The 23,863-nt window shown below is 72.5% G+C and carries 17 protein-coding genes; 4 read left to right on the forward strand and 13 right to left on the reverse strand.

Going from position 1 to position 23,863, the window contains the following annotated elements; all coding sequences use genetic code 11:
• Positions 1–8: 8 nt before the first annotated feature.
• The 12 genes from ABZ267_RS12485 to ABZ267_RS12540 form a co-directional block, all read right to left on the reverse strand.
• Positions 9–1,562, reverse strand: a complete 1,554-nt coding sequence (locus ABZ267_RS12485) for a protein phosphatase 2C domain-containing protein (protein ID WP_356750133.1) — start codon at positions 1,560–1,562, stop codon at positions 9–11.
• A 2-nt stretch (positions 1,563–1,564) separates the two neighbouring features.
• Complete coding sequence (locus tag ABZ267_RS12490; RefSeq protein ID WP_356750135.1) at positions 1,565–4,534, reverse strand: tetratricopeptide repeat protein; 2,970 nt, start codon at positions 4,532–4,534, stop codon at positions 1,565–1,567.
• A complete protein-coding gene (locus ABZ267_RS12495; protein ID WP_356750137.1) occupies positions 4,531–5,895 on the reverse strand; it encodes a hypothetical protein in 1,365 nt (454 codons plus the stop codon). The genes ABZ267_RS12490 and ABZ267_RS12495 overlap by 4 nt, the downstream gene beginning before the upstream one ends.
• Positions 5,896–6,019: 124 nt before the next feature.
• On the reverse strand, positions 6,020–7,069 hold the full coding sequence (locus ABZ267_RS12500) for a glutamate ABC transporter substrate-binding protein (protein WP_356750139.1): 1,050 nt from the start codon (positions 7,067–7,069) through the stop codon (positions 6,020–6,022).
• Positions 7,070–7,080: 11 nt separating this feature from the next.
• Positions 7,081–8,469 (reverse strand): hypothetical protein, encoded by a 1,389-nt coding sequence (locus tag ABZ267_RS12505; protein WP_356750141.1) that lies wholly within the window; start codon positions 8,467–8,469, stop codon positions 7,081–7,083.
• A 408-nt stretch (positions 8,470–8,877) separates the two neighbouring features.
• A complete protein-coding gene (locus ABZ267_RS12510; RefSeq protein ID WP_356750143.1) occupies positions 8,878–9,876 on the reverse strand; it encodes a BadF/BadG/BcrA/BcrD ATPase family protein in 999 nt (332 codons plus the stop codon).
• Entirely contained in the window at positions 9,867–11,132 is a 1,266-nt protein-coding gene (locus ABZ267_RS12515) for a 6-phospho-beta-glucosidase (protein ID WP_356750145.1), read from the reverse strand. The genes ABZ267_RS12510 and ABZ267_RS12515 overlap by 10 nt, the downstream gene beginning before the upstream one ends.
• 2 nt (positions 11,133–11,134) lie before the next feature.
• Positions 11,135–12,037 carry a carbohydrate ABC transporter permease gene (locus ABZ267_RS12520; RefSeq protein ID WP_356750147.1) on the reverse strand — a complete coding sequence of 301 codons (903 nt, stop codon included), beginning with the start codon at positions 12,035–12,037 and terminating at the stop codon, positions 11,135–11,137.
• A gap of 3 nt (positions 12,038–12,040) precedes the next feature.
• Positions 12,041–12,982, reverse strand: a complete 942-nt coding sequence (locus tag ABZ267_RS12525) for a sugar ABC transporter permease (protein ID WP_356750149.1) — start codon at positions 12,980–12,982, stop codon at positions 12,041–12,043.
• A 7-nt stretch (positions 12,983–12,989) separates the two neighbouring features.
• Positions 12,990–14,321, reverse strand: a complete 1,332-nt coding sequence (locus ABZ267_RS12530; RefSeq protein WP_356750151.1) for an ABC transporter substrate-binding protein — start codon at positions 14,319–14,321, stop codon at positions 12,990–12,992.
• 103 nt (positions 14,322–14,424) lie between these two features.
• Positions 14,425–15,630 carry an ROK family transcriptional regulator gene (locus tag ABZ267_RS12535; RefSeq protein ID WP_356750153.1) on the reverse strand — a complete coding sequence of 402 codons (1,206 nt, stop codon included), beginning with the start codon at positions 15,628–15,630 and terminating at the stop codon, positions 14,425–14,427.
• Between the two features lie 190 nt (positions 15,631–15,820).
• Positions 15,821–16,891 (reverse strand): mechanosensitive ion channel family protein, encoded by a 1,071-nt coding sequence (locus ABZ267_RS12540; protein ID WP_356750155.1) that lies wholly within the window; start codon positions 16,889–16,891, stop codon positions 15,821–15,823.
• Positions 16,892–17,206: 315 nt separating this feature from the next.
• On the opposite strand from ABZ267_RS12540, the gene ABZ267_RS12545 reads away from it, so the two are divergent.
• Complete coding sequence (locus ABZ267_RS12545; RefSeq protein ID WP_031122726.1) at positions 17,207–17,743, forward strand: HNH endonuclease; 537 nt, start codon at positions 17,207–17,209, stop codon at positions 17,741–17,743.
• 34 nt (positions 17,744–17,777) lie between these two features.
• Here ABZ267_RS12545 and ABZ267_RS12550 read toward each other — a convergent pair whose 3' ends face one another.
• A complete protein-coding gene (locus ABZ267_RS12550) occupies positions 17,778–20,762 on the reverse strand; it encodes a beta-N-acetylglucosaminidase domain-containing protein (RefSeq protein WP_356750157.1) in 2,985 nt (994 codons plus the stop codon).
• Positions 20,763–21,088: 326 nt separating this feature from the next.
• Between ABZ267_RS12550 and ABZ267_RS12555 the strand changes: the two genes are divergently transcribed.
• From ABZ267_RS12555 to ABZ267_RS12565, 3 genes are read left to right on the forward strand one after another with little or no spacing between them, the layout of a single operon-like run.
• Positions 21,089–21,400: a hypothetical protein gene (locus ABZ267_RS12555; protein WP_356750159.1), complete on the forward strand. Its 312-nt coding sequence runs from the start codon at positions 21,089–21,091 to the stop codon at positions 21,398–21,400.
• Positions 21,401–23,521 (forward strand): 4-alpha-glucanotransferase, encoded by a 2,121-nt coding sequence (malQ, locus tag ABZ267_RS12560; RefSeq protein ID WP_356750161.1) that lies wholly within the window; start codon positions 21,401–21,403, stop codon positions 23,519–23,521.
• Positions 23,522–23,541: 20 nt separating this feature from the next.
• Entirely contained in the window at positions 23,542–23,772 is a 231-nt protein-coding gene (locus tag ABZ267_RS12565) for a hypothetical protein (RefSeq protein ID WP_356750163.1), read from the forward strand.
• Positions 23,773–23,863: the final 91 nt, after the last annotated feature.

A 23,863-nucleotide genomic window follows, 5' to 3' on the forward strand; every position in this document is an offset into this window, starting at 1 on the left:
CTTGAGGCTCAAACGGTGGTGCAGGCCGATCCTGCCCCTTGCGGCTCCACGGCGAACGGCAGCAGCGCCACTGTTACGTTGTCGTGGCCCCCGCCGTCGAGCGCGTGACCGACGAGAACCTGGGCGCCGTGCAGCGGTTGCCGGTGGGCCTCCGGAGGCACGGCGGCGGCCATCTCCTCGGCGGATTCCGCGTAGTTCCACAGGCCGTCCGTGCAGACCACCACCAGGCCGGGGCGGTCCGGCTTGAACGAGGCGGTGTGCGGCTCCAGTTCGTAGGAGTCGGCGCCGAGCCAGCCGGTGATGGCGTGAGCGCGCTCGTCCGCGTACGCCTCGGCCTCGTTCATCAGGCCCGCCGCCACCATCTGCGCGGCCCATGAGTCGTCCTCGGTGAGCCGGGCGGGCGGGCCGGTCCGGTCGTCCGGGACCCAGTAGACCCGGCTGTCACCGACCCAGCCGACCACCAGCAGCCCGCCCGCCATGATCACGCCGACCAGCGTGCAGGCCGGCGCGTTCTGATGGCGGTGGGCCTCGTGCTCGGCCGCTCCGGACGGGCCCTGCGCCAGCGCGTTGACCGCCTCGGACGCGGCGACGATCGCCTCGTGCATCGCCTGCTGCGGGTGCGTGCCACGCGGCAGCGACTCCAGCAGCGCCTCGTTGGCGGCGCTCGCGGCGGCGGCCGACGCCTCGTCGGGCCGGCTCGCCGAGGAGACGCCGTCGCAGACGATCGCCACGACGGCCGGCGAACCGTCCGGCAGCGCGGTCGAGGAGACCGCGAAGGAGTCCTCGTTACGGTGGTGGCGCAGGCCCCGGTCGCTGACGGCGGCCACCGAGCCGAGCTCCTGCTCCATGTGGTCGCGCTCGCGGGGCTGGGCGTGGCCGCAGTTCTCGCAGTACCCGTCGGGGTCGACCCGGCCGGACCGGCAGGCCACACAGACCTTGGTGCCGGAGGCGGGCGTCGGGGTGGGCTCCGCCGTACGGGGATCGGGAGCGGCCGGCGCGAAGTCGCCGGAGGCGGGGGCGGGTTCGCTGCGTACGGGAGTGGGTTCGGCGAGGACCGGGCCGGTGGCGGCGGGCTGTGCCGTGGCGGTCGGCTCGGCGGCGGCGGGGGTCGGCTCGGTAGCGGTCCGGCCCGCCGCCCGGTCGTCGTGGCGTACCGGAGGTGATGGGGCCGGCCCGTCGTGTTGCGCCGGAGGGGCCGTCGGCAGCGGCGTGCCGCCCGAGTCCGTGCCGGGCAGGTCCGTCGGCCGGTGCACCGGGGCGGGCACGTCGGAGCTGTCCGTCTCGGAGGCGGCGGGCCACTCCACGGCCGCGACGGGCGGCGAGGGAGCGTCGGGCGCGACGGCTTGCACCGGTGCGGCGGGCGCGGGCGGAGCTGCCGGAGGCGCTTGGGCCGCCGGAGCGGCCGGAGGCACGGTGATCGGCATCGTCGGCCGGTCGTCGGGGCGGGCCGGCACGGCCGAGAGGTCGTAGCCGCACGCGCCGCAGAACAGGTCGCCGGACGCCGGCGGTTCCTCGCAGCCGGGGCACCTCGCCAGGGCGGGCTGCTGGTGGCTCTCTGACATCTTCACACCCACGTCCGGGGGCGGAAACGGTTGGCCCGCTCCACCAGTTCGATCCTCTCGTCGCCCCGCTGCGCGAGCCGGGCGAGCATGCGGTACGAGCGTTCCAGGCCCAACCGCAGGCCCCGCTGGTCCAGTTCGGCGTCGAGCAGCTTCCGGGAGCCCGAAGGTCCGGCGGCCGCCGATCCGCCCGGCGGCGGGGCGCCGGGACTACCGGAGAGTACCCAGTCCAGCGCCTTGCCCAGTACCTCGGTCGTCAACTGCTCGCGCCGCACCGGGTCCAGGCCGAACCCGGCCAGCGCCGCCACCTGGACGGCGGCCGCCGTCAGATCGGTCAGCAGAGGCTCGGCCGGGTCCCGCTCGCGCAGCCGGGCCCGTACGGCGGCGACCCGGGCCGCGGTGTAGTGGATGGACGCCTCCGGCACCGACTCCAAGGTGTGCGCCGCACCCGCCCGGTCCCCGGCGGCGATCTGCACCCGCGCCAGGCCGAACGCGGCGCTCACGAAGCTCGGATCGGTCGCCCACACCAGGCGGTAGTACTCGGCGGCGTTGTCCAGCTGGCCCAGCACCTCCGCGCAGATCCCCAGCGCCAGCTTCGGCGCCGGCTCGCCGGGGAACGCGTCGTACACCGCGTCGAAGGAGAGCGCCGCCACCTCGTGGTCACCGGTCACCAGCGAGGTGACACCCCGGTACCAGACGACCCGCCAGTCGTCCGGATGCCGGGCCTCCAGCGCGGTCAGCGCGTCGGCGGCCGCGTCCAGCTCACGCATCTCCAGCCGGGCCCGCAGCTCCCGCAGCCGGGTCTCCAGCGAGGCCGCGGGCACGTCCTGGAGAGCCGCGATCAGCTCGGCGGGTGCGGAGGCCATCAGCCCGGCGAGGAACCCGGCGTTCGGATCGTTCGCGTCGACCCGGGGCACCGGCAGCGCCAGAGAGGTGGCCCGCGCGTCGAACACGGCCAGCCGCACGCCCCTGGTGACAGCTCCGGAGGTGCCGTACGAGGTGGTGGGGCCCGGCTGCGCGGCAGAGGCCGGTGGAGCTTCCCGGGGCGCCGGGACGGGAGCGTGCCCGTACGTCCGGGGCTGGGCAGGCGCGGGAGCGTGCGCCGGTGGCGCGTACGCCGCTGCCGGGCCGCCACTTCGCGGACCGGCGTACGAACCAGTACCCGTACCGCCGTGCGGACCGGCGTACGAACCAGCGCTCGCACCGCCTGGCGAACCGGCGTACGACCCCGTGTTCGCGCCGCTCGGCGGCCCGCCGCCCCGTACATGCGTCGCCGCCGCCGTCAACGGAGCCGCCCCGGCTCCCGGGCCGGCAGGCTGCGACCCGATCGGCAGCGCACCCGCCACCGCCGACGTCACGGCCCCCGGAGCCACCGGCGCCGCACCGCCTGGCCCGCTCACGCCACCACCCTGCGCCGGAATCCCCGGCAGCGGCCCCGCACCGCCCTTGCGCCGCCCGAAGCGGCCACCGCGGCCCGAGGCGGCCGTCCGGGCGCCCAGCCGGGACACGTCGTCCACCTGCTCGGCGAACAACTCCGTGTCCGTAACGCGCAGTTCCGTACCGAACAGCGTCGACAGCGCCGGTCTCGGCCGACCGCTCTGGAGCGCCACGACCTCGCGCAGCACACCCGTCAGCTGCTCGGCCATCTCCGATGCGGAGGCGAACCGGCGGCCCGGGTCCGGGTCGGTGGCGCGGACCAGCAGGCGGTAGAAGGACTCGTAGGTGCGGAACACCTCGATGTTGTCCGGGTCCGGCAGCGAGTCCACGAAGACGTTCGTGTACCCCTGGAAGTCGAAGGTGAGGACCGCCAGCGTGCGCGCCACCGTGTACAGGTCGGAGGCGACCGACGGGCCGACCTCCGCGACCTCGGGGGCCTGGTAGCCGACGGTGCCGTAGATGGCGGACTCGTCGTCGTCCATCCGGCGCACCGCGCCCATGTCGATCAGTTTGAGCTGGTCCTCGGTCTGGATCGCGTTGTCGACCTTGAAGTCGCAGTAGAGCAGGTTGCGGCTGTGCAGATGGCCGAGCGCCTCCAGCGCCTCGATTCCGTACGCGCAGGCCTGCTCGACCGGGAGCGGGTCACGCCGGCCGGACGGGGTGCGGCGCTGGTTGGCGATCTCCTTGAGCGCCTTGCCGCCGACGTACTCCATGACGATGTACCCGTCGAGCGAACCGGTCCGCTGGTCCAGGTGCTCCACGAAGTTGTAGATCCGCACGATGTTGGCGTGCTCGATCTCGGCGAGGAAGCGGCGCTCGGAGATGGCCGCCGCCATCGCGTCCTGGTCGCCGGTGTCGAGCAGGCCCTTGAGGACCACCCAGCGGTCCGAGACGGCCCGGTCCACCGCGAGGTAGACCCAGCCGAGCCCGCCGTGCGCCAGGCAGCCCGCCACCTCGTACTGGCCGTGCACGATGTCGCCGCCGGTCAGCTTCGGCACGAAGGAGTACGGGTGGCCGCACTTGGTGCAGAACCCCTCGGTCCGGCCCGGCCGCTCGCCGCGCGAACGGCCCACCGGCGCACCGCAGTCGGAGCGCGAGCAGAACCGCTTGCGCTCGGGCACCTCCGGGTTCTCCATCACCGCCGTACGCGGGTCGGGCCGCGGCACGTCCGGGACCTGCACCAGGCCGACGCCGAGCCGGCCGCGGGTGGAGGAGGCGGCCGAGGAGCCCGAGGAGCGTACCGAGACCGAACGGGAGGCGGAGGAGCCGGAGAGCGAGCGCGAGAGCCGTCCCGACACCGAGCGCCGCGAGGTCGACGAACGCGACGAGGAGCGCGCGGAGGCGCGGGAGGAGGAGCGCTGCGAAGAGCTGTCGCGGCTGCTGGCCCGACCGCCGCCCGCGATCCCGGTAGGCGGTGAGGAGACCATGCCCGTCGGCGAGACGACCGGGGCCAGACCGCAGGTGTCGCAGTACAGCTCACCGCCGCCCATGTCCTCGTAGGCACCCTCGCACGCCGGGCGCTGGCACTGCGTACTCATCGTGTCTCCCCGTGATCGCCCCGCCGGTCCTCGGGCCCCCGGGACCCGTCCTGGCCTTCGGGCCGTTGCGGTGTCAGCAGCTCGGCCGCCGCCTGCTGGTAGCGCAGCACGTTCTGCTCGGCCACCCGCAGATCGCACGGCGCGCTCCACAGCATCCGGCGCGCCGCGTCGTACCGCTCGATCAGCAGCGGGTCCTCCGCCAGACCGTGCCGGGCCACCTTCGCCTTGTACGCGTCGAGCCGGCCGCGCAGCTCGGCGCGGACCGCCAGCGGGGCCGTCACCGAGGTCAGCGACTCCCGGGCGCGCAGCAGCTCCTCCTCGGCCTCCCGCTCCAGCGTCTCCAGGAGCGGCGAGAGCCGGTTCCACTGGGCGCGCCTGCGGTACTCGGCGGCGATGTCCAGCCGCTCCTGGAGTGCGGTCGCCGGTCCGCTGACGGCGGGCACCTCGGAGGCGGCGATCTTGGCCAGCACCTCGCCGCGCGCCGCCCGCGCCTCGGTCAGCGTGCGGTCGGCGCGCGAGAGCACGTCCCGCACCCGCATCAGCCGCGCCTCGGCGTCCTGCCGCACCGCGAGCACCGCCTCGATCTCCCGCCGTACGTCCTCCAGCGCGCGGGCCGCCCGGTCGTACCGCGAGGTGTCCGGCCGGCCACCGCCGGGCGCGGCGCTGCCGGGGCCCGGCAGCCAGAACGCCAGCGGGTCGGAGATCACCTGCACGCGCAGCGTGGCCAGCTCCTCGGTGATCTCCTCCAGGTCGTCCCCGGCCGGGTGCTCACCGGGCCGCACACCGACCGAGTGGGCCAGCGAACGGGTGCGGTGCAGCTCGGCGGCGAGCAGGTCGATCCGTGCGGGCAGCGCCGACCAGACGGAGTCCGAGGCGACGACCATGTCCAGCGACCTGGCGTACAGCTCGTTCATCCGGGCGACCAGCTTCTGGAGCGAGAACCGCTCCGAGAGCCGGGCCGGTCCCGTCACCGAGGACGGCGGCACCGCACCGGAGTTGGCGACCGTGACCGCTTCGCCGCGCAGCAGCTCGGTCAGGGCCGCCAGATCCTCCCGGTTCGGGTAGCGGCGGCGCGCCCGTATGTCCCGGGCCTGCTCCAGCGCGCCCGCGTAGGCGTCGAAATACCCCCACAGCAGTGTGATCGACTGCTCGGTCGTGGCCCAGCGCTCCCGGGTGAGACCGGTCAGCTCGGCGCCCTCCAGGAGACGGCGGCCCGCATGGTCCTGCAAGGCGAGGAGCGAGGTCTCGATCGCCTCGTGCTCCGCGCCGAGCCGGGCCAGCGCACGGTCCGCCTCGTCCCGGTCCATGACCGGGCCGGGGGGCCTCCCCGCGAAGCTGGGGAAGGATCCCGCGACGCCCATCGATCACCTCTCCGCTCTCGCCGCCGGGCCGGTGGGCCCGGACGGGGTCAGTTGCTCCGGTACGCGCGTCCGGTCCGGCCCGTACGCGGTCACCGCCGTACGGACGTGGCCCGGCGCGCCGGGGTCACTCGCTGCGGTACTTCGGGGCCGGCGGCTCCGTCATGCCGGGCAGCCCGGCCGCCAGCCACTTGCGGTGCGACACCATCCAGGCGCTGTCCTGCCCGCCGGCGCGGTAGTCGACCAGGACCTTGTTGACCCGGGCCACCAGATCGTCGGCGCCCTTCTTCGCCGCCACACCGTAGAACTCGGTGGTGAACGGCCCCGTGCCCTTGAGGGCCACCGCCGGGTCCTGCGCCGCCTGCCCGGCGCCGAGCGCGTTGTCCGTGAGGACGGCGTCGACCTCGCCGAGCTGGAGCCGGACCAGGCAGTCCAGCTGGTTGGGGACGGTCAGCCGGTCCGGGTCCCGGCCGGTGCCGTCGAGCTCGTCCTTGAATATCGCCCCGTACGACTCCTTCTCCAGCGCCTCGTACGCGGTGGTGCCCTCGCCGGAGCAGACCCGCTTGCCCTTCAGCGAGCCGTCGTACCCCGTGATGGCGGAGTCCTTGGGCGCCAGGATCTGCTGACCGGTCCGGAAGTAGGCGGTGGAGAAGGAGACCTGCTCCAGCCGCTTGCAGTTGATGGTCATCGTCCGCACGATGACGTCGACCCGGTCCCGCTCCAGAGCGGCGATGCGCTGGTTGGTCGGGATGGCCCGGAAGATCACCGCGTTCGGGTCGCCGAGGATGTCCTTGGCCAGCGCCCGCACGAGGTCGATGTCGAACCCTTCGAGCTCTCCGCTGTACGGGTTGCGGTAGCCCCAGCGGTAGCTGTTCTGGTCGACGCCCGCGACCAGCTTCCCGCGCGCCTTGATCTTCGCGATGCCCGGCCCGTCCGCCGACGAAGGCGGCAGGCTCGCCTCGGGATCGGTGCACGCCTCGGCCCGCACCGGCAGGGTCGCCGTCGTCCCGCCGCCCACCGTGTCCACCCCGGCGGTCCGCCCGCTGTGGTGCGAGAGCGGCAGCAGCGTGAGCGCGGCGGTGATCACGCACGCCACCGCCATCGCCGTCACACCGCCCCAGCCGCGCAGCCGGACCCGCGAGGTACGGCGCCGCGCCCACGTTCTCGCCCTGGCCATCGCTGCCCCTCTCACCGGTACTCCGAGAGCCTGCGGTTGACCCCGAGGATCGCGGCGACCGCACCCAGCACCGCCAGCGCGGCGGCTCCGGTCGGCAGGCCGTGCAGGGCCGAGCGCCCGTCCTCGGCGGCCGCGGTGAACTCGCCCTGTTCATGGGCGAGCGCCGTCCGCAGCGCGGTGTCCACCTGCTGGAAGGACTGTCCGGTGGAGTCCTTCGCTCCGATGATCTGCTCCAGCGCACCGTCGTAGTCGCCCTGGTCGTCCGTGGCGCGCGCCTTGCGGTGGCGGTCCTGCCAGTCGGTGACGCTCTTGGCGGCCCGGACCACCGGAGCGCTGCCGCTCTCGTCGTCCGCGAGCCGCTCGGCCTTCTTCAGCTGTTCCTGGAGGGCTTTCATGCCCGTGGTGTAGTCCGTCTCGTACTGGTCGGCCGAACCGTCGGCGGTCAGCACCGCGCCGCGCGCCACCAGCGTCAGGTTCTCGTTGGCTCGCGCCTTCAGGGAGTTGATGCGCGCGTTGTTGAGCACGTCGAGCGACTCCTGGCCCTGCGTCATCGCGGACCGCAGCTCGGTGCGGGCCACCGTGTGCCCGACCGCCAGCCAGAGCAGCACCACCGACGCGGCGGCCGTCGCCACCAGCAGCCCGTGGTTGAACACCCGGTTGGTGCGGCGGTAGTTGCGGCGCTGCATCCACACCAGCGCGCCCAGCACCACCAGTCCGGCGGCGAGCGAGAGGAAGGGCCACCGCCGGGCGTCGGCGGCGTCCCGGTCGAGCCGGCCCGTCTCCGCCGCGTACAGCCGCTCGGCCGCCGGCAGCAGCTCGTTCGTCATCTTCTGGTTGGCGTACCGCAGATAGGCGCCGCCGAGCGGCAGCCCCTGCCGGTTGTTGGCGCGGGCCCGCTCGATCAGGCCGGTGTAGACCGGCAGCAGCTCGTTGAGGGTGGTGATCTCCTGCCAGGAGCTGGTCGAGGAGTCGGTGTTGGCCGACGCCTTCACCAGCAGCCGGGCCGCCTCCTCGATGTCCTTCCGGTACTGCTCCTGCACGGCCTTCGGCTCCTGAGCCCCCGCGAGGAAGCCACCGGCCGCCATCGTGTCCGCGTCGGCGAGCGAGCGGTAGATGTTCGCCGCGTCCGCGCTGAGCGGCTGGCTGCGCCCCACCACGCCGTCGGCGGCGGAGGCCCGGTGCGAGATCTCCAGAGCGGTCACCGCGCCGAACGCCACGACCAGCAGCGCCAGCACGGCCCCGATGATCTGGAGGCGGCCGGGCTCGGTCGTCGCCACGGCGCGCAGCCGACGGCTCTGCGCGGCCCAGGAGCCCGGTCGTTGACCGGGCAGGCCGGTCGGCGCGGGCGCCTGCTCCGGCGCGCGCTGCGTCTGCGGGCCGCCCTGCGGCAGCTGTGTCACTCGACCTCCCCCTCGGTCACTGACGGTGCTCCGGACCCCGGCCGATCGCGGGCCGGCGCCCGGCCAGAAGTATGGCCGCGGTGACGGACCCGCACATCGAGAACGCCTGGATCCCGCACCGGACAACGCATTCGATCAGGGCGGACGCGGTGGATCAAGGCGATCGGCGCAACGTGCCCCGAAACATCCCCATAAGCGAACGGCATCGTCGCCGGCCCCTTCGCACCGCTCCGTTCCGCCCCGGGCCTCCCCGACCGTCCAGCCATCCCCACGCGTTGCGGACTCCCCATCAGGTACACGTGCGAGGCGCCCGATCGGTTCCCCGAGCACCCTCACGTTCCCCCGAACGAGGGGCGTCCCGCCGCACGAACGCGACGGGACGCCCCTCCTGCCAGCCCTTCCGAGCGATCAGGCGTACTGCTCCCGCAGCCGCCGGTGGACCTCCGGCGGAGCCCCCGTCACATCCAGGCCCAGCAGCGCCGCACCCAGCACCGGCGGCTCCGACACCACCCGCACCACCGCCTTCGGCGCGCGGGCCACCAGCAGTTCGGCGACCCGGTCGTTCAGTTGCGGATGGCGCGCGGCCAGCACGCTGCCGCCCAGCAGCACCGGAGCCTCCTCCTCCAGCAGCCCGAGCCGGGTGAGCGCCACCGACGCCATCGCCACCACCTCCTGCGCCAGCCGCTCCACCAGCGCGGCGGCCACCGGATCCCCGGCGGCCGCCGTGGCGAACAGCACCGGCGTCAGCTCATGGCGGCGGGTCAGCGGGACCGCGCCCCGGTGCAACGCCTCGATCAGCGCGTACATCGAGTCGAGCCCGAAGTGGCCCGGCAGCGCACGGGCCAGCTCGGTCGGCTCACCGCGCCCGTCCTCGGCCCGCGCGGCGAACCACAGCGCCTCCTCCGCCAGCCCCGCACCGCCGCCCCAGTCACCGGATATCCGCCCGATCGCCGGGAAGCGGGCCGTCCGCCCGTCCGGCACCATGCCCACGCAGTTGATCCCGGCCCCGCAGACCACCGCGACGCCCCGAGGCTCGTCCACCCCCGCGCGCAGGATCGCGAAGGTGTCGTTGCGCACCTGGACCGACGTTCCCCAGCCACGGGCCTCCAGCGCCCGGGCCAGCTCGGCCTCCTCGACCGGCAGGTCGGCGTTGGCGAGACATGCGGAGATGTGGCCGAACGAGCCGGGAGCGGAGCCCAGTTCGGCGGCGGCCTCATCCGGAAGCCCGGCCACCGCCCGGTCCAGGACCGAGCCCAGCACGTCGATCGCGGAGTCCACGCCCACCAGCGGCGGCTGGAACCCGCCACCGCGGGCCGTGGCGAGGACCGTGCCGTCGTCACCGATCAACGCCACATCGGTCTTGCTGTTGCCCGCGTCGACGGCGACGACCGAGACGTTCACGCCCACGCGAGGTGCTCCCGGTTGTGCGCGATGAGCCGGTCGGTGAGCTGCTCGGCGTAGTCGTACTGGCCGATCAGCGGATGCGAGAGCAGCGCCTTGAAGACCCGCTCCCGGCCACCGCGCAGCGCGGCTTCCAGGGCGAGGTCCTCGTACGCCGTCACATTGGCGATGAGACCGGCGTACAGCGGGTCCAGCGCCGGCACGGCCAGCGGCGCCGCTCCGTCGTGGCCGACCCGGGCCTGCACCTCGATCACCGCGTCGTCCGGGAGGAACGGCAGCGTCCCGTTGTTGTACGTGTTCACCACCTGGACCGGCGAACCGCCGCCGCCCAGCAGCGAGGCCGCGAGGTCCACCGCCGCCTCCGAGTAGAACGCGCCGCCGCGCTTGGCGAGCAGCTCGGGCTTCGTATCCAGCGTCGGATCGCCGTACATCGCCAGCAGCTCCTTCTCCATCGCCGCGACCTCGGCAGCGCGGGTCGGCTTGGTCCCCAGCTCCCGTACGACCTCGTCGTGGGCGTAGAAGTACCGCAGGTAGTACGACGGGACGACACCGAGCCGGTCCACCAGCTTCCGGTCCATGTGGAGGTCGTCGGCGATCGCGTCACCGTGCTCGGCCAGCAGCCTCGGCAGCACGTTCTCGCCGTCCGGGCCGCCCAGGCGCACGCCCAGCTCCCAGGTGAGGTGGTTGAGCCCGACGTGGTCCAGGTGCACCTCGGAAGGGCTCACCTCCAGCAGCCGGGCGAACTTGCGCTGGAAGCCGATCGCCACGTTGCACAGGCCGACCGCCTTGTGCCCGGCCTGGAGCAGCGCGCGGGTGACGATGCCGACCGGATTGGTGAAGTCGATGATCCAAGCGTCCGGGTTGGTGCGGCGCACCCGCTCGGCGATGTCCAGGACGACCGGCACGGTCCGCAGCGCCTTGGCGAGGCCGCCGGCGCCGGTGGTCTCCTGACCGACGCAGCCGCACTCCAGCGGCCACGTCTCGTCCTGGTTGCGCGCGGCCTGTCCGCCGACGCGCAGCTGGAGGAGGACCGCGTCGGCGCCGGCGACGCCCGCGTCCAGGTCGGTGGTCGTGGTGATCTTCCCGGCGTGGTCCTGCTTGGCGAAGATCCGCCGCGCCAGGCCGCCGACCAGCTCCAGCCGGTCGGCCGCCGGGTCGACGAGCACCAGCTCCTCGACCGGCAGCGTGTCCCGCAACCGCGCGAAGCCGTCGATCAGTTCAGGTGTGTAGGTGGACCCGCCACCCACTACTGCGAGCTTCATTGTCAGCCCTTTACTCCGGTCAGTGTGACGCCCTCGACGAATGCCTTCTGAGCGAAGAAGAAGACGGCGATCACAGGGGCCATGACCAGAACGGTCGCGGCCATGGTCAGGTTCCAGTCGGTGTGGTGCGCGCCTTTGAAGGACTCCAGGCCGTAACTGAGGGTCCAGGCGGCCGGGTTCTCGGAGGCGTAGATCTGTGGTCCGAAGTAGTCGTTCCAGGCGGCGAAGAACTGGAAGAGCGCGATGGCCGCGATGCCGGGCTTGGCCATCGGCAGGACGACCTTCATCAGCGTACGGAACTCGCCGCACCCGTCCACCTTGGCGGCGTCCAGGTACTCGTTCGGGATGGTCAGAAGGAACTGTCGCAGCAGGAAGATGGAGAACGCGTCACCGAAGGCCATCGGAATGATCAGCGGCCACAGCGTGCCGGAGAGGTCCATCTGCTTCGCCCAGAACAGGTACATCGGGATGATGACGACCTGCGGCGGCAGCATCATCATCGAGATGACGAGCATCAGGGACAGCTTGCGGCCCCGGAAGCGGAACTTCGCCAGCGCGTACGCCACAGGGATCGACGACACGACGGTCAGTACGGTGCCGAGTCCCGCGTACAAGAGGGTGTTGCGCCACCAGACAAGGAAGCCGGGAGTGTTGAAGACCCTCTCGTAGTTGCCCCACTCCCAGGTGTTGGGTGTGAGGTCGCGGGTCAGCGCCTGCTGGTCGCTCATCAGCGAGGTGAGCACCACGAAGACGAACGGCAGCACGAAGAAGAGCGCGGCGGCGATCCCGAGCGAGTGGACGGCGATCCAGTGCAGCAGCGCCTTGCGGCGTGCGGTGCGCGCGGCGGGCGTGTGCGGGACCTTCGCCGCAGAGGTGGTGGCGGGCTGGTCGAGGAGCTGGGTCATGGCTCAGTCACCGGCCTGGATCAGGTTGTTGCGGCCCCGCATGAGCAGCGCGGTGAAGGCCATGGCCAGGGCGAACAGGATGAGGGCGACGACACAGGCGGCGCCGTAGTCGAAGCGCTGGAAGCCGAGGTTGTAGACGAGCTGGGGGAGCGTGAGTGTCGACTTGTCGGGATAGCCGGGTTCGAAGGACTGTCCTGAGCCGCCGATGATTCCGGAGGCGACCTTTCCGGCCACCAGTGGCTGTGTGTAGTACTGCATGGCCTGGATGACGCCCGTCACCACGGCGAACAGCACGATCGGCGAGATGTTCGGCAGCGTCACGAAGTGGAACTTCTGCCAGGCCGAGGCGCCGTCCAGCTCGGCCGCCTCGTACTGCTCGGTCGACACGTCCAGCAGCGAGGCCATGAAGATGACCATCAGGTCCCCGATGCCCCAGACCGCGAGCATGGTGAGGGCCGGCTTGGACCAGGTGGCGTCGTTGAACCACCCGGGTGTCGGCAGCCCCAGGTCCCCGAGGATCGCGTTGACCGGCCCGGTGCCGGGGTTGAGGAGGAAGACGAAGGCGAGCGTCGCGGCCACCGGCGGAGCCAGGTACGGCAGGTAGAAGAGCGTCCGGAAGACGCCGGTCCCTGTCTTGATCTTGGTGATCAGCAGGCCGATCCCGAGGCCGAAGACGACCCGGCAGCTGACCATGACGACGACCAGCCAGAGCGTGTTCCACAGCGACGGCCAGAACATCGGATAGTCCTGGAAGACGTACGTCCAGTTCGTCAGCCCGTTGAAGACCGGCGCGCCGAACCCGTCGTACGACGTGAAGGAGAAGTAGACCGTCGAGACCATCGGGTACGCGAAGAAGACCGAGAACCCGATCAGCCACGGCGACATGAAGGCCGCGTTCCGCAGCGCCGACCTGCGGCGCTTGGAGCGGAGTGTGTGCGTCGTCATCGGCGGGCTACTTGGCCTTGGCGATGTCGGTGTCGATCTGCTTCGCGGTCTTCTCCAGACCGGCCTGGAGGTCCTTCACCGCGCCCTTCTCGTACTGGTAGCCGAAGTCCTGGAGGGTCTGCTGGTACGTGGAGCCGTTGACGGCTCCGTCCGGCGTGCTGGACTTCGGGTGCTGGGCGATGTCCAGGAAGGTCCGGAAGCGCGGGTCGAACTTCAGGTCGGGCGACTTCAGCGCCTCGAAGGTGGACGGCACGTTCCGGATGCCGTTGGCGAAGTTGACGACCGCCTCGGTGTCGCTGGTCATGTACTTCACCAGCTCCCACGCGGCGTTCTGCTTCTTGCCGGCCGGCGCGATGCCCACGATGGTGCCGGAGAGGAACCCCTTGCCGTAGCTGTCGGCTTCGTCGTCGGCGACGGGCATCGGCGCGACGCCGATCTCGAAGCCGGCCCCGGCGTCCTCGGCCATCCCGAGCCGCCACTCGCCGTCCAGCTGCATGGCCACCTGGCCGGTGTGGAACGGATGTTCGGCGCCCCACTCGTCACCGAAGGTGGAGCGGTACTTCTCCAGCTTCGCGTAGCCGCCGAGCGTCTCCACGAGCTTCTTCTGGTACGTGAACATCTCCGCGAACGCCGGATCCTTGGCGATGTTGGACTTGCCGTTCTCGTCGAAGTACCGGTGGTCCCACGAGGAGAGGTAGTGGTCGGCGACGGTCTCGTAACCGTGGAAGTTCGGCATGAACCCGAGCTGCTGGTAGCTGTCGCCCTTCTCCACCGTCAACTTCGCGGCCACGCTCGCCAGTTCGGACATGGTCTTCGGCGGCGCGGTGATTCCGGCCTTCTTGAAAGCGTCCTTGTTGTAGTAGAGGCCGTAGGCGTCCGTGAGCAGCGGCAGGGCGCAGCGCTTGCCTTCGAACTGGGTGTAGTCGAGGAGGACCTTCGGGAACGTCTTCTCCAGGTCGAGCTTCGACTTCTCGATGAACGGCTTCAGGTCGGTGAAGGCGCCCGACGAGCAGAACTTGCCGACGTTGGCGGTGGTGAAGGAGGAGACCACGTCGGGCCCGTTCGAACCGCCCGCGCGCAGCGCCTGGTTGAGCTTGTCGTCGTTGATGTTGCCGGAGACCTTCACCGTGATGTTCGGATGGGCCTTCTCGAACCGGTCGATGTTGTCCTGGACGGCCTTCACCTCGGCGGGCGAACTCCAGCCGTGCCAGAAGTTGATCGTGGTCTCCGCCTTCGGATCGTCGGTGGCTCCGGCCTCGGACTGGCCGGTACACGCGGTGGAGAGCACCGATATCGCGGCGACGGCGACAGCGGTGGTGGTGAGACGATTTGTGCGCATGACAAAACTCCCAGGGACGGGGAAGAGAGGCAGACGGCGGGAACGGGGGAACAGGCTCGGCGCGAGGTGGAGAAGCGGACGGCGGTACGGGGAGGAGGCGGGCTCAGCGCGAGGTGTCGAACACTTCGTCGCGGGTGTCGGCGAGCGCCCTCTCCAGGGCGCCGCGCAGCACCGGGGTGCGGTCGATCTCGCCGACGACCAGCCGGGGCCGGGAGGCGGCGAGTTCGGCCAGCTCGGACTGGATCAGGGAGCGCAGGACCTCGCCGCCGGCCGCGACCGCGCCGCCGGAGAGCACGATGAGCCCGGGGTCCAGGACGGCGGTGACGGAGGCGAGGCCGGTGGCGAGCCGGTGGGCGTACTGGCGCAGCAGCTCGGTGAGCGCGTCGTCCTGCTCGTACGCGGCGGCCGCCCGCTCCAGCAGCGCGGCGGCGGCCTCGGCGTACGGCTGCTGCGGTGTGTCGATGCCGAGCGCCTTGGCGAGCCGGGGCACCGCCTGGGCGCCCGCCAGCTCCTGGAAGCCGCCGCTGTTGGCCTTGACGACCTGGCGTACGAGCGGGGTTCCGGGCACCGGCAGGAAGCCGACCTCGCCCGCGCCGCCGGTAAAGCCGCGGTGCAGGCGCCCGTTGATGACGAGGGCGGCGCCGAGGCCCTCCTCGTTCCAGAGCAGTACGAAGTCCTCGTGGCCGCGGGCCGCACCGAGGCGCTGCTCGGCCACGGCGACCAGGTTGACGTCGTTCTCGTACTCCACCGGCATCGGCAACGACGCGGCCAGCTCCTCCAGGAGGGTGGGGGAGTGCCAGCCGGGCAGGTGTGAGGCGTACCGCAGCCGCCCGGTGCTCGGGTCGAAGGCGCCCGGTGTGCCGATGACGACCCGGTGGAGGTCGGCGCGGGTCAGCCCGGCCTCCTTCGCCGCTCCGTCCAGCGCGTCGGCCACCTGGCGCACCACGCTGTCGGCGCGCCGGCCCGGCGTCGCCAGCTCGAACTGCCCGACCTCCGCCCCGGTCACGTCCGCCACGGCGGCGACGATGCGCCGCTCGTTCACATCGAGCCCGGCGACATGCGCGGCGCGCGCGTTGACGGTGTAGAGCTGCGCGTTGGGCCCTGGCCGCCCTTCACTGGTCCCGGTGGCGACGACAAGACCGGCGGCCTCCAGCCGGGCCAGGAGCTGCGACGCGGTCGGCTTGGACAGGCCGGTCAGCTTGCCGATCCGGGTCCGGGAGAGCGGACCGTGTTCCAGCAGCAGATCGAGGGCGGCGCGGTCGTTCATGGCCCGCAGCACCCGAGGAGTGCCCGGTGTGGTTCCCGTCATCGTGGATGCCCCACCCTCGTCGACTCTGTTAGGAAACTTTCCTATTCAGGGAGGACGGTAAGACGCGGGTCGCCGGGGCGTCAATGGGGACCGCCGGTCCGGCAACGAAAGCGTTACCTCTCGTACGCGAAAGCCCCCGGCCGCCTTCCTGGGATCCAGGGGCGGCCGGGGGCTTCCGGCAGGCGAGGGCCTACTTGTTCAGGTTCGTCGCCGGCGGCGGTATCGGCGTCGCCGCCAGCGACTGCGGCGAGGTGGCCGACGCGTACGCCGACGGGGCCGCCATCGCCGCCGTCGGGTCCGCCGTGGACTCGCCGTCCGCCTGGAGCGGCACCGCGCCGATCATCCGGATGCCCGCATCGTCCAGCGCCTGCTTGATGCGCCAGCGCAGCTCGCGCTCCACGCCCACCGACTTGCCCGGCATCGTCTTCGCGGTGACCCGGACCGTCATGGATTCCAGCAGGACCGCGTCCAGGCCGAGCACCTCCACCGGGCCCCAGAGCCGCTCCGACCAGGGCTCTTCCTTGGCCATGGCCTCGGCGGCCGTGTTGATCGCCTCGCGGACGTGCTCCAGCCTCTCCGTCGGACGGACCGTGACGTCGACGCCGGCGGTGGACCAGCCCTGGCTCAGGTTGCCGATCCGCTTGACCTCGCCGTTGCGGACGTACCAGATCTCGCCGTTGTCGCCGCGCAGCTTGGTGACCCGCAGGCCCACCTCGATGACCTCACCGGAGGCCACACCGGCGTCGACCGTGTCCCCGACCCCGTACTGGTCCTCCAGGATCATGAAGACGCCGGAGAGGAAGTCCGTGACCAGGTTGCGGGCGCCGAAACCGAGCGCCACACCGGCGACACCGGCGGAGGCGAGGAGTGGCGCAAGGTTGATCTGGAAGGCGCCCAGCACCATCAGCGCGGCCGTTCCCATGATCATGAAGGAGGCCACCGACCGCAGGACCGAGCCGATCGCCTCCGAGCGCTGGCGTCTGCGCTCCGCGTTCACCAGCAGACCGCCGAGCGCCGTGCCCTCCACCGCCTGGGCGCTGCGGTTCATCCGGTCGATCAGGTTGGTCAGGGTGCGCCGGATCAGATAGCGCAGCGTGACCGCCACGGCCACGATCAGCAGGATCCGCAGACCGGTGCTCAGCCAGGTGGACCAGTTCTCCTCGACCCACCCCGCGGCGTTCCCGGCCTGCTCGGCGGCTTCCTCCAGCGAGCCGCCCGGCTCGGGTGACGGGGTTGCGGCCAAGAGGACGGACAGGTGCACGGCGGGGACCTCCAGAGGGACGACGGCTGACCGACAACACTAACGAAGCCGGGGGAGTGGATCGTTGCCGTCTTCGGAGGAGAGACAGGTCTCACCGGGGACATGTGTGCTGTGGCCGATCGCACAACGCGTGACGCCGCCCTGGTGAGACACCTCCGAGGAGCGCGGCGGACGCCCGCCGCGCCGGAGGGTGAGAAAAATCCTCTCGGCCCGTTACCCGTACGTGGTGGCGCTTCGACCAGGCATGAGGAGAGACTGAGATCGGATCGTCCCGGCGCGAGCCACGCGCCGCCGGCGTACAAGGAGGCATCCACCGTGCCGCACGTCCTGGTTCTCAACGCGTCGTACGAGCCGCTCGGCGTCGTACCGCTCCGCCGCGCGCTCGTCCTCGTCCTCGAAAACAAGGCGATCTGCCTCGAGGAGACCGGCGCCTTCCTGCACAGTGCCACCCGTGCCGTGCCCGCTCCCAGCGTGGTCCGGCTCAAGCGTTTCGTCCGGGTCCCCTACCGGGGGCCCGTTCCCCTGACGCGCCGGGCGCTGTTCGCCCGGGACGGAGGGCGCTGCATGTACTGCGGGGCCGCCGCGACCAGCGTCGACCACGTCATTCCGCGCAGCCGCGGTGGACAGCACGCCTGGGACAACGTGGTGGCCGCCTGCCGCCGCTGCAACCACGTCAAGGCCGACCGCCACCTCCCCGAGCTCGGCTGGCGGCTGCGGCACCAGCCGGCCCCGCCGACCGGCCTGGCCTGGCGGATCATCGGGACCGGACACCGCGACCCGCGCTGGCTGCCGTATCTGCAACCGTTCGGCGCGGACGACGTGATGGCCCGGATCGACGGCGTTTCCGCCTGAGACCGGGCCTTCGCCGTCTCCTCGGTCAAGGAGGTCACTCCGCGACCGCGTACGCCTCCACCGACCAGAGCGAGTAGCCGTACTGCGTCGCCCGCGCCTCGCCCTGCACCCGGATGAACCGGGTGTCCTTCGCGTCCATCCGCACCGACTCACGCCCGCCCCGGCCCTCCCGGACGGTCGCGGCGGTGCGCCAGGTGCGGCCGTCGGCGGAGGTCTGTATGCGGTAGGCGGAGGCGTACGCGTCCTGCCAGGACAGCACCACCTGTCCCAGCCGCACCGGCTGCTCCAGCTCGGCCTGCCACCACGCGCCGTCCTCCACCGGCGAGGACCACCGGGTCTCCGGATCGCCGTCCGAGGCGGCGGAGGCCGGGAAGTCCGGGGTCTCGTCGGCGGAGGAGGAGGCCGCGGCCGTACGCACCAGATCCGGGCCGCCGGTCCGCGGGAAGGCCCGCACGGTCAGCGTGGACTCCTGGCCGCCGAAGGTCAGCGGGACCTCGTACTCACCCGCCGGAGTGTCCGCCGGAACGGTGATGTCCACCGGCACTTCCGTACGGGATCCGCGCGGCACGGTCGTCTGCTTCGGGACCCGCACCTCGATGCCCTTGGGCGCCTTCGCGGTCAGCCTGCCCTTCACCTCGGCCGGACGCCGCCCGGCCAGCCGCGCCGCCACCCGCTGCGGCTCACCGCCGATCTCCGCGTCCGTCTCGCCGTGCGCCAGGTCGAGCACCGCGTCCGGCTCGTCCCCGAACCACGGCACCAGCGCGCGCAGCCGCGGAGCGCCCGCCGGGATCGCGGGCGACGGCGGCAGGCTGGGGCTCAGGTACGACGGAGGCGCGGTCCGGGCGGACTCGGGCACGGTGACCCGTACGGCATCGGCGCGCAGCCCCTTCGCGGCGGTCTGGGTCCAGCCGCTCGGCGACAGCCGGCCCAGCGCCCGCCAGCCTTCGCCCGGAACGTGGGCCTCCACGACCGCGCCGGCCAGATCCGGTCCCGGCTCGGCGAGCGCCGTCACGGCCTCCACCGGACGGGTCCGCTCCAGCCGCACCGTATAGCTGTGCGCGTCCTTGGTGACCCGGCCGGCCGCGCGGTCGACGCCGTTCCAGCCGTCGGCGGTCTTCTCGGCCCGGTCCAGGAACGGGTCGAGCACGCCCTTGCCGACGGTCGCCTTCTGCGCCGCTATCTCCTCACGCAGCGGCTCCAGCGCCAGCCGGCCCTGCCAGGCGCCCGCTCCGTCACCGGCCGCCTGGGCCTGGAGCAGGTCCACGGCCAGCTCGCCGGCGTGGCCGTAACGGGCCAGCTGCTCGGTCCACGGGCGCACCTCGTCGGCCAGGCGGCCGTCGGCGGGTGTGCCGAGCCGGTCGGGGGTCTGCCGCATCACGGTGAACGCCGCCCGCAGCTCACGCGCCGCCCGGTCGCGTACGGGCGCTGCGGCGGCCCGGGACTGCCAGAAGGTGGCGAACAAGGGCTGCAGATAGGCCGACTCCGCCGAGCCGAGCACCGAGTCCGCGCTGTTGCCCGCCAGCGCCGACAGCGCCTCCCGGGCCGACGCGTCGCCGCCCGCCAGATCGTCGATCGCCGCCCGCCAGGACTCGTCCGCGCGGTACCCCTTCGGGTTCCAGGCGAAGTCGGCGGCGGTGAAGAGCGGGATGCGCGAGGCGGACGCCTGCTCCATCGCGTTGGCCAGCAGCGCCGCCGAACCGCTCGCCACCGCCGGGTCCCGGCCGGTGTACGGCCCGAGGAAGATCCGGTCCTGGGCGTAGTCGTTGACCGGATAGTTGTCCATCGTCACCAGCGGATGGCGGAACGCGGCGCGCGCTCCGGCCAGCTCACGACCGGTGATCTTCTTCGGTACGACCCCGACGCCCGTCCAGGCCACCTGCACCCGGTCGTCCAGCTCGGCGGCGAGCGCCGTGCGGTAGTCGGTCTCGCCGTCCTGGTAGAACTCCGTCGGCAGCACCGAGAGCGGCGCCGCGTCCGGATGGCGCTCCTCCAGATGGCGCGCCACCGCACCGGCCACCTTCGCCTGCGCGCGGGCCGCCGCCTCCGGCCCGCTGCCGAACGTCTCCGCGTCCAGGTCGCAGTGCCACTCGCTGTAGCTGACGTCCTGGAACTGCAGCTGGAAGACCCGCACTCCCAGCGCCCACATCGCGTCGATCTTCTTCGTCAGCGCCCGGACGTCCTGGTCGGAGGCCATGCACATCGCCTGGCCCGGCGAGACCGCCCAGCCGAGCGTCACGTGCTCGGCTTCAGCCTTCCGCGCCAGTTCCCGGAAGTCGGCGCGCCGCTCGGCCGGGTACGGCTCACGCCACCGGGCCAGCCGGTAGGGGTCGTCGCCCGCCGCGTAGAGGTACCGGTTCTGCTTGGTGCGGCCCATGAAGGCGAGCTGCGCGAGCCGCTCCTCCTGGGTCCAGGGCTGCCCGTAGAACCCTTCCGCCATGCCGCGTACGGCCGTGCCCGGCCAGTCCCGCACCACGACCCCGGCCACGGCGCCGCCGCTCACCAGCTGCCGCAGGGTCTGGACCGCATGGAACAAGCCGTCCTCGCCGAGCCCGTCCAGCGCCACGGTGACGCGCCCGTCGACCTTGCCGGACGCGATCCGGTAGCCGCCGGTGGGCAGGTCGGCGCGGTCGGGAGCGCGCAGCGCCCGCAGCGCCTCGCCGGCGCCCGGGCCGCCGGCCCGGATCAGCGGTCCGCGGCCCGGCAGGCTCTCATGGACGGTCGTGACTCCAACGGCGCTCAGCAGCGAGCGGAGCTCCGCCACGGCGTACGGATCGGCGTCCGGCGCGACGACGACGGTGGCCTCGGTGGAGAGCGGCAGGGCCGGACCGGTGGTCCTGATGCTCTGCGGCCGCGGCCAGACGGCGGGCGGCTGCGCGTCGGCGGCGCGGTCGGGCGAGGAGGCGGGCGGTTTGCCGGGGTCGGCGGGAGCGGCTGTGGCGGCCGGCGCGAAGGGGCTCAGCAGCCCACCGATCACGGCGACGGCCACGGCCGTGGCCTGCCTTCTGCGCCCGAACCGCACGTCGCGCTCCCTCGAAAGGCCTGAGTGGAGTCCGAGCCCACCACCCGGGCGCGAGGGTGTCAATGCAGATGGCTGTTCTGTCGGATTTGCCGGGAATGGTGACGCCTTCGCGCCTGGTGGGACAGGTGTGGCTGATGGGAGTGGCTGAAAACGGTCCATACCTGTCGAGTGAGGGAACGGGGTGTGACCCAGAGCACGTTGGGCTCGTTGTCCGAAGGTGCACGCCGTCATGACGCCATGTATGACGGGTAGGTCACGTCCAGGTCTGCGCATGCCAGGTCTGGGTAGGTCCTCAGGGTCCTGTTCTCCACGGCCAGGAGGCCACCATGCCCGCATCCGCGCAGCTTCTGCTCTCCGCCCTCTCCAAACAGGTACCCGCCCAAGCCGATCCCGCACCTCTCACCAGCGGCCTTCCGCTCGCCGATGTCGCCCACCTGATCAGCGGGCCGCCGCTCGCCGATGTCTCCCTCCTGCTCGGTGAATCCTCGTTCGCCGATGCCGCACCGCTGACCAGCGAGCCGCCGCTCGCCGATGCCACCCCTCTCACGAGCGAGCCTCCGCTCGCCGCCGTCGCCCCTCTGACCAGCGAGCCGACCGCACCCGGCACCGCAGGGGGCATGGAGTTCCCAGGAGTCTGAATGGGCTTGTCCCGGCTCGCCGCACTGCACGGTGTCGCCACCTCCTACTCCCCGTCCCCGGATGTCACGGTGTCCGTCCCCGACGACACGGTCATCGCCGTGCTCGCCGCGCTGGGCGTGGACGCCGGCACGCCGGAGGACGTACGGAGGTCACTCGTCGCCGCGGAGTCCCGCTCGCGCCTGCTGCCGCCGACCGTGGTGGTCTGGGCCGGTGAGCCGCTGCCGCCCACGCTGACCGGACTGCCGCCCGGCTCGACCGTCAGGGTCGAGCCGGAGCCGGCGGCCGGGGACTTCGGCGCCGCGCTCGTCGGGGCCGGTTCCGCCGAGGCCGCCGGGCCCGCCGCTCCCGCCGGCTGGACCCAGCCTCCGTACGGGATCCACCGCCTCCACGTTCGTACGCCTGACCACCACGAGGCCACCGCCACCCTGGTCGTCGCTCCGGCCCGGGTCCCGCAGCCGCCCGAGCGGACCCACGGCTTCCTGGTCCAGCTCTACTCCCTGCTCTCCGCCCGTTCCTGGGGCATGGGCGACCTCGGTGACCTGGCCGACCTCGCCGTCTGGTCCGGGCGCACCCTCGGCTCCGGGTTCGTCCAGGTCAACCCGTTGCACGCGGCCGTCCCCGGGAAGCCCACCGACCCCTCGCCGTACCGCCCCTCCTCGCGCCGCTTTGCCGACCCCGTGCACCTGCGCGTCGAGTCGATCCCGGAGTACGGGCACATCCGCGACCGCACCACCCTGGAGGACCTCCACCAGGACGCCGCCGCGCTGAGCGAGGCCGTGCTCAACAAGGGCGCTCTGATCGACCGGGACGCCGTCTGGGAGCTGAAGCGGCAGGCTCTGGAGCTGATCGCCGAGGTCCCGCTCACCCCGGGCCGCCGCGCCGCCTACTGCGACTTCCTGGCCGAGCAGGGCCAGGCGCTGGAGGACCACGCCCTGTGGTGCGCGCTCGCCGAGGTGCACGGCCCCGACTGGCACTCCTGGCCCGAGCCGCTGCGCGACCCCCGCTCGCCGGCGACCGCCCGCGCCCGCTCCGGGCTGCTGGACCGGGTCGACCTCCACTGCCGCCTCGCCTGGCTCACCGCCACCCAGCTCGCCGACGCCCAGCGGGCCGCCGAGGACGCCGGGATGGAGATCGGGATCGTCCACGACCTGGCCGTCGGCGTGCATCCGGCGGGCGCCGACACCTGGGCCCAGCAGGACGCCTTCGCCCACGGCATGTCCGTCGGCGCGCCGCCGGACGCCTTCAACGCGCGCGGCCAGGACTGGGGCCTGCCGCCCTGGCGCCCCGATGTCCTCGCCACCACCGGTTACGCCGCCTTCCGGGGCCTGCTGCGCGGCCTGCTGGCCCACGCCGGCGCGCTGCGCATCGACCACGTCATGGGCCTCTTCCGGCTCTGGTGGGTGCCGGAGGGGAGACCGCCGACCGATGGCACGTACGTCGCGTACGACGCCGAGGCGATGCTCGCCGTCCTCGTCCTGGAGGCCCACCGCGCCGGTTCCGCCGTCGTCGGCGAGGACCTCGGCACCGTCGAGCCCGGCGTCCGCGAGGCGCTCGCCCGGCGCGGCGTGCTCGGCACCTCCGTGCTCTGGTTCGAGCGTGACTGGGACGGCGACGGCCGCCCGCTCGCTCCCGAGAAGTGGCGGCGCGACTGCCTCGCCACCGCCACCACCCACGACCTGCCCTCCACCGCCGCCCGGCTGACCGGCGACCATGTGACGCTCCGCCACCGCCTCGGCCTGCTCACCCGCCCGCTGGAGGAGGAGCTCACCGAGGACGTCACCTCCACCGCCGAGTGGCTGGCCCTCCTCGCCAGGCTGCGGATGCTGCCCGAAGGCGACGGCAACGAGGAGGCGGCCGTCCGCGCGGTCCACCGCTTCCTGCGCGCCACCCCCGCCCGGATGACCGGCATCTGGCTCCCGGACACCGTCGGCGACCGCCGCCCGCAGAACCTCCCCGGCACCTGGGACCAGTACCCCAACTGGCGGCTGCCGATCGCCGATCCGGACGGCCATCCCGTCACCCTGGAGGAGATCACCGCCTCGCCGCGGCTGCACGGTCTGATGGAGGTCCTGCGGCCCGCGAAGGCCCGTACGGCACCCCCGGGCGCGCGCCTCGGCTAGCCGTTCGCTACGTTGGCACCGTGGACAAGAAGAACGCTATGCGCGCCGGCGTCGTTGCGGCCGGGACGACGCTGATGATGCTGCTCATGTCGGCCCCGGCTCTCGCGTACACGCGCGACGACGGTGACGACCCGGGTCCGGGCCTCAGCGCGATGGAGACCATCGGCCTCTACGTCATCGCGCCCATCGGCCTTTTCCTGTTGATCACGGCCCTGGTCATGGTCCTGGACAAGTCCAAGAAGCAGGTCTGACCCGCACCCGTACGCAGGATGCGCCGCCGGTAGGAGCTACCGCGCGGCGCATCGGCGTGTCCGGCACCGGACGGCTCACCGGTAGGTTGCG

This window comes from Streptomyces sp. NPDC006174 (assembly GCF_040614075.1).
In the GTDB taxonomy this organism is placed as follows: domain Bacteria; phylum Actinomycetota; class Actinomycetes; order Streptomycetales; family Streptomycetaceae; genus Streptomyces.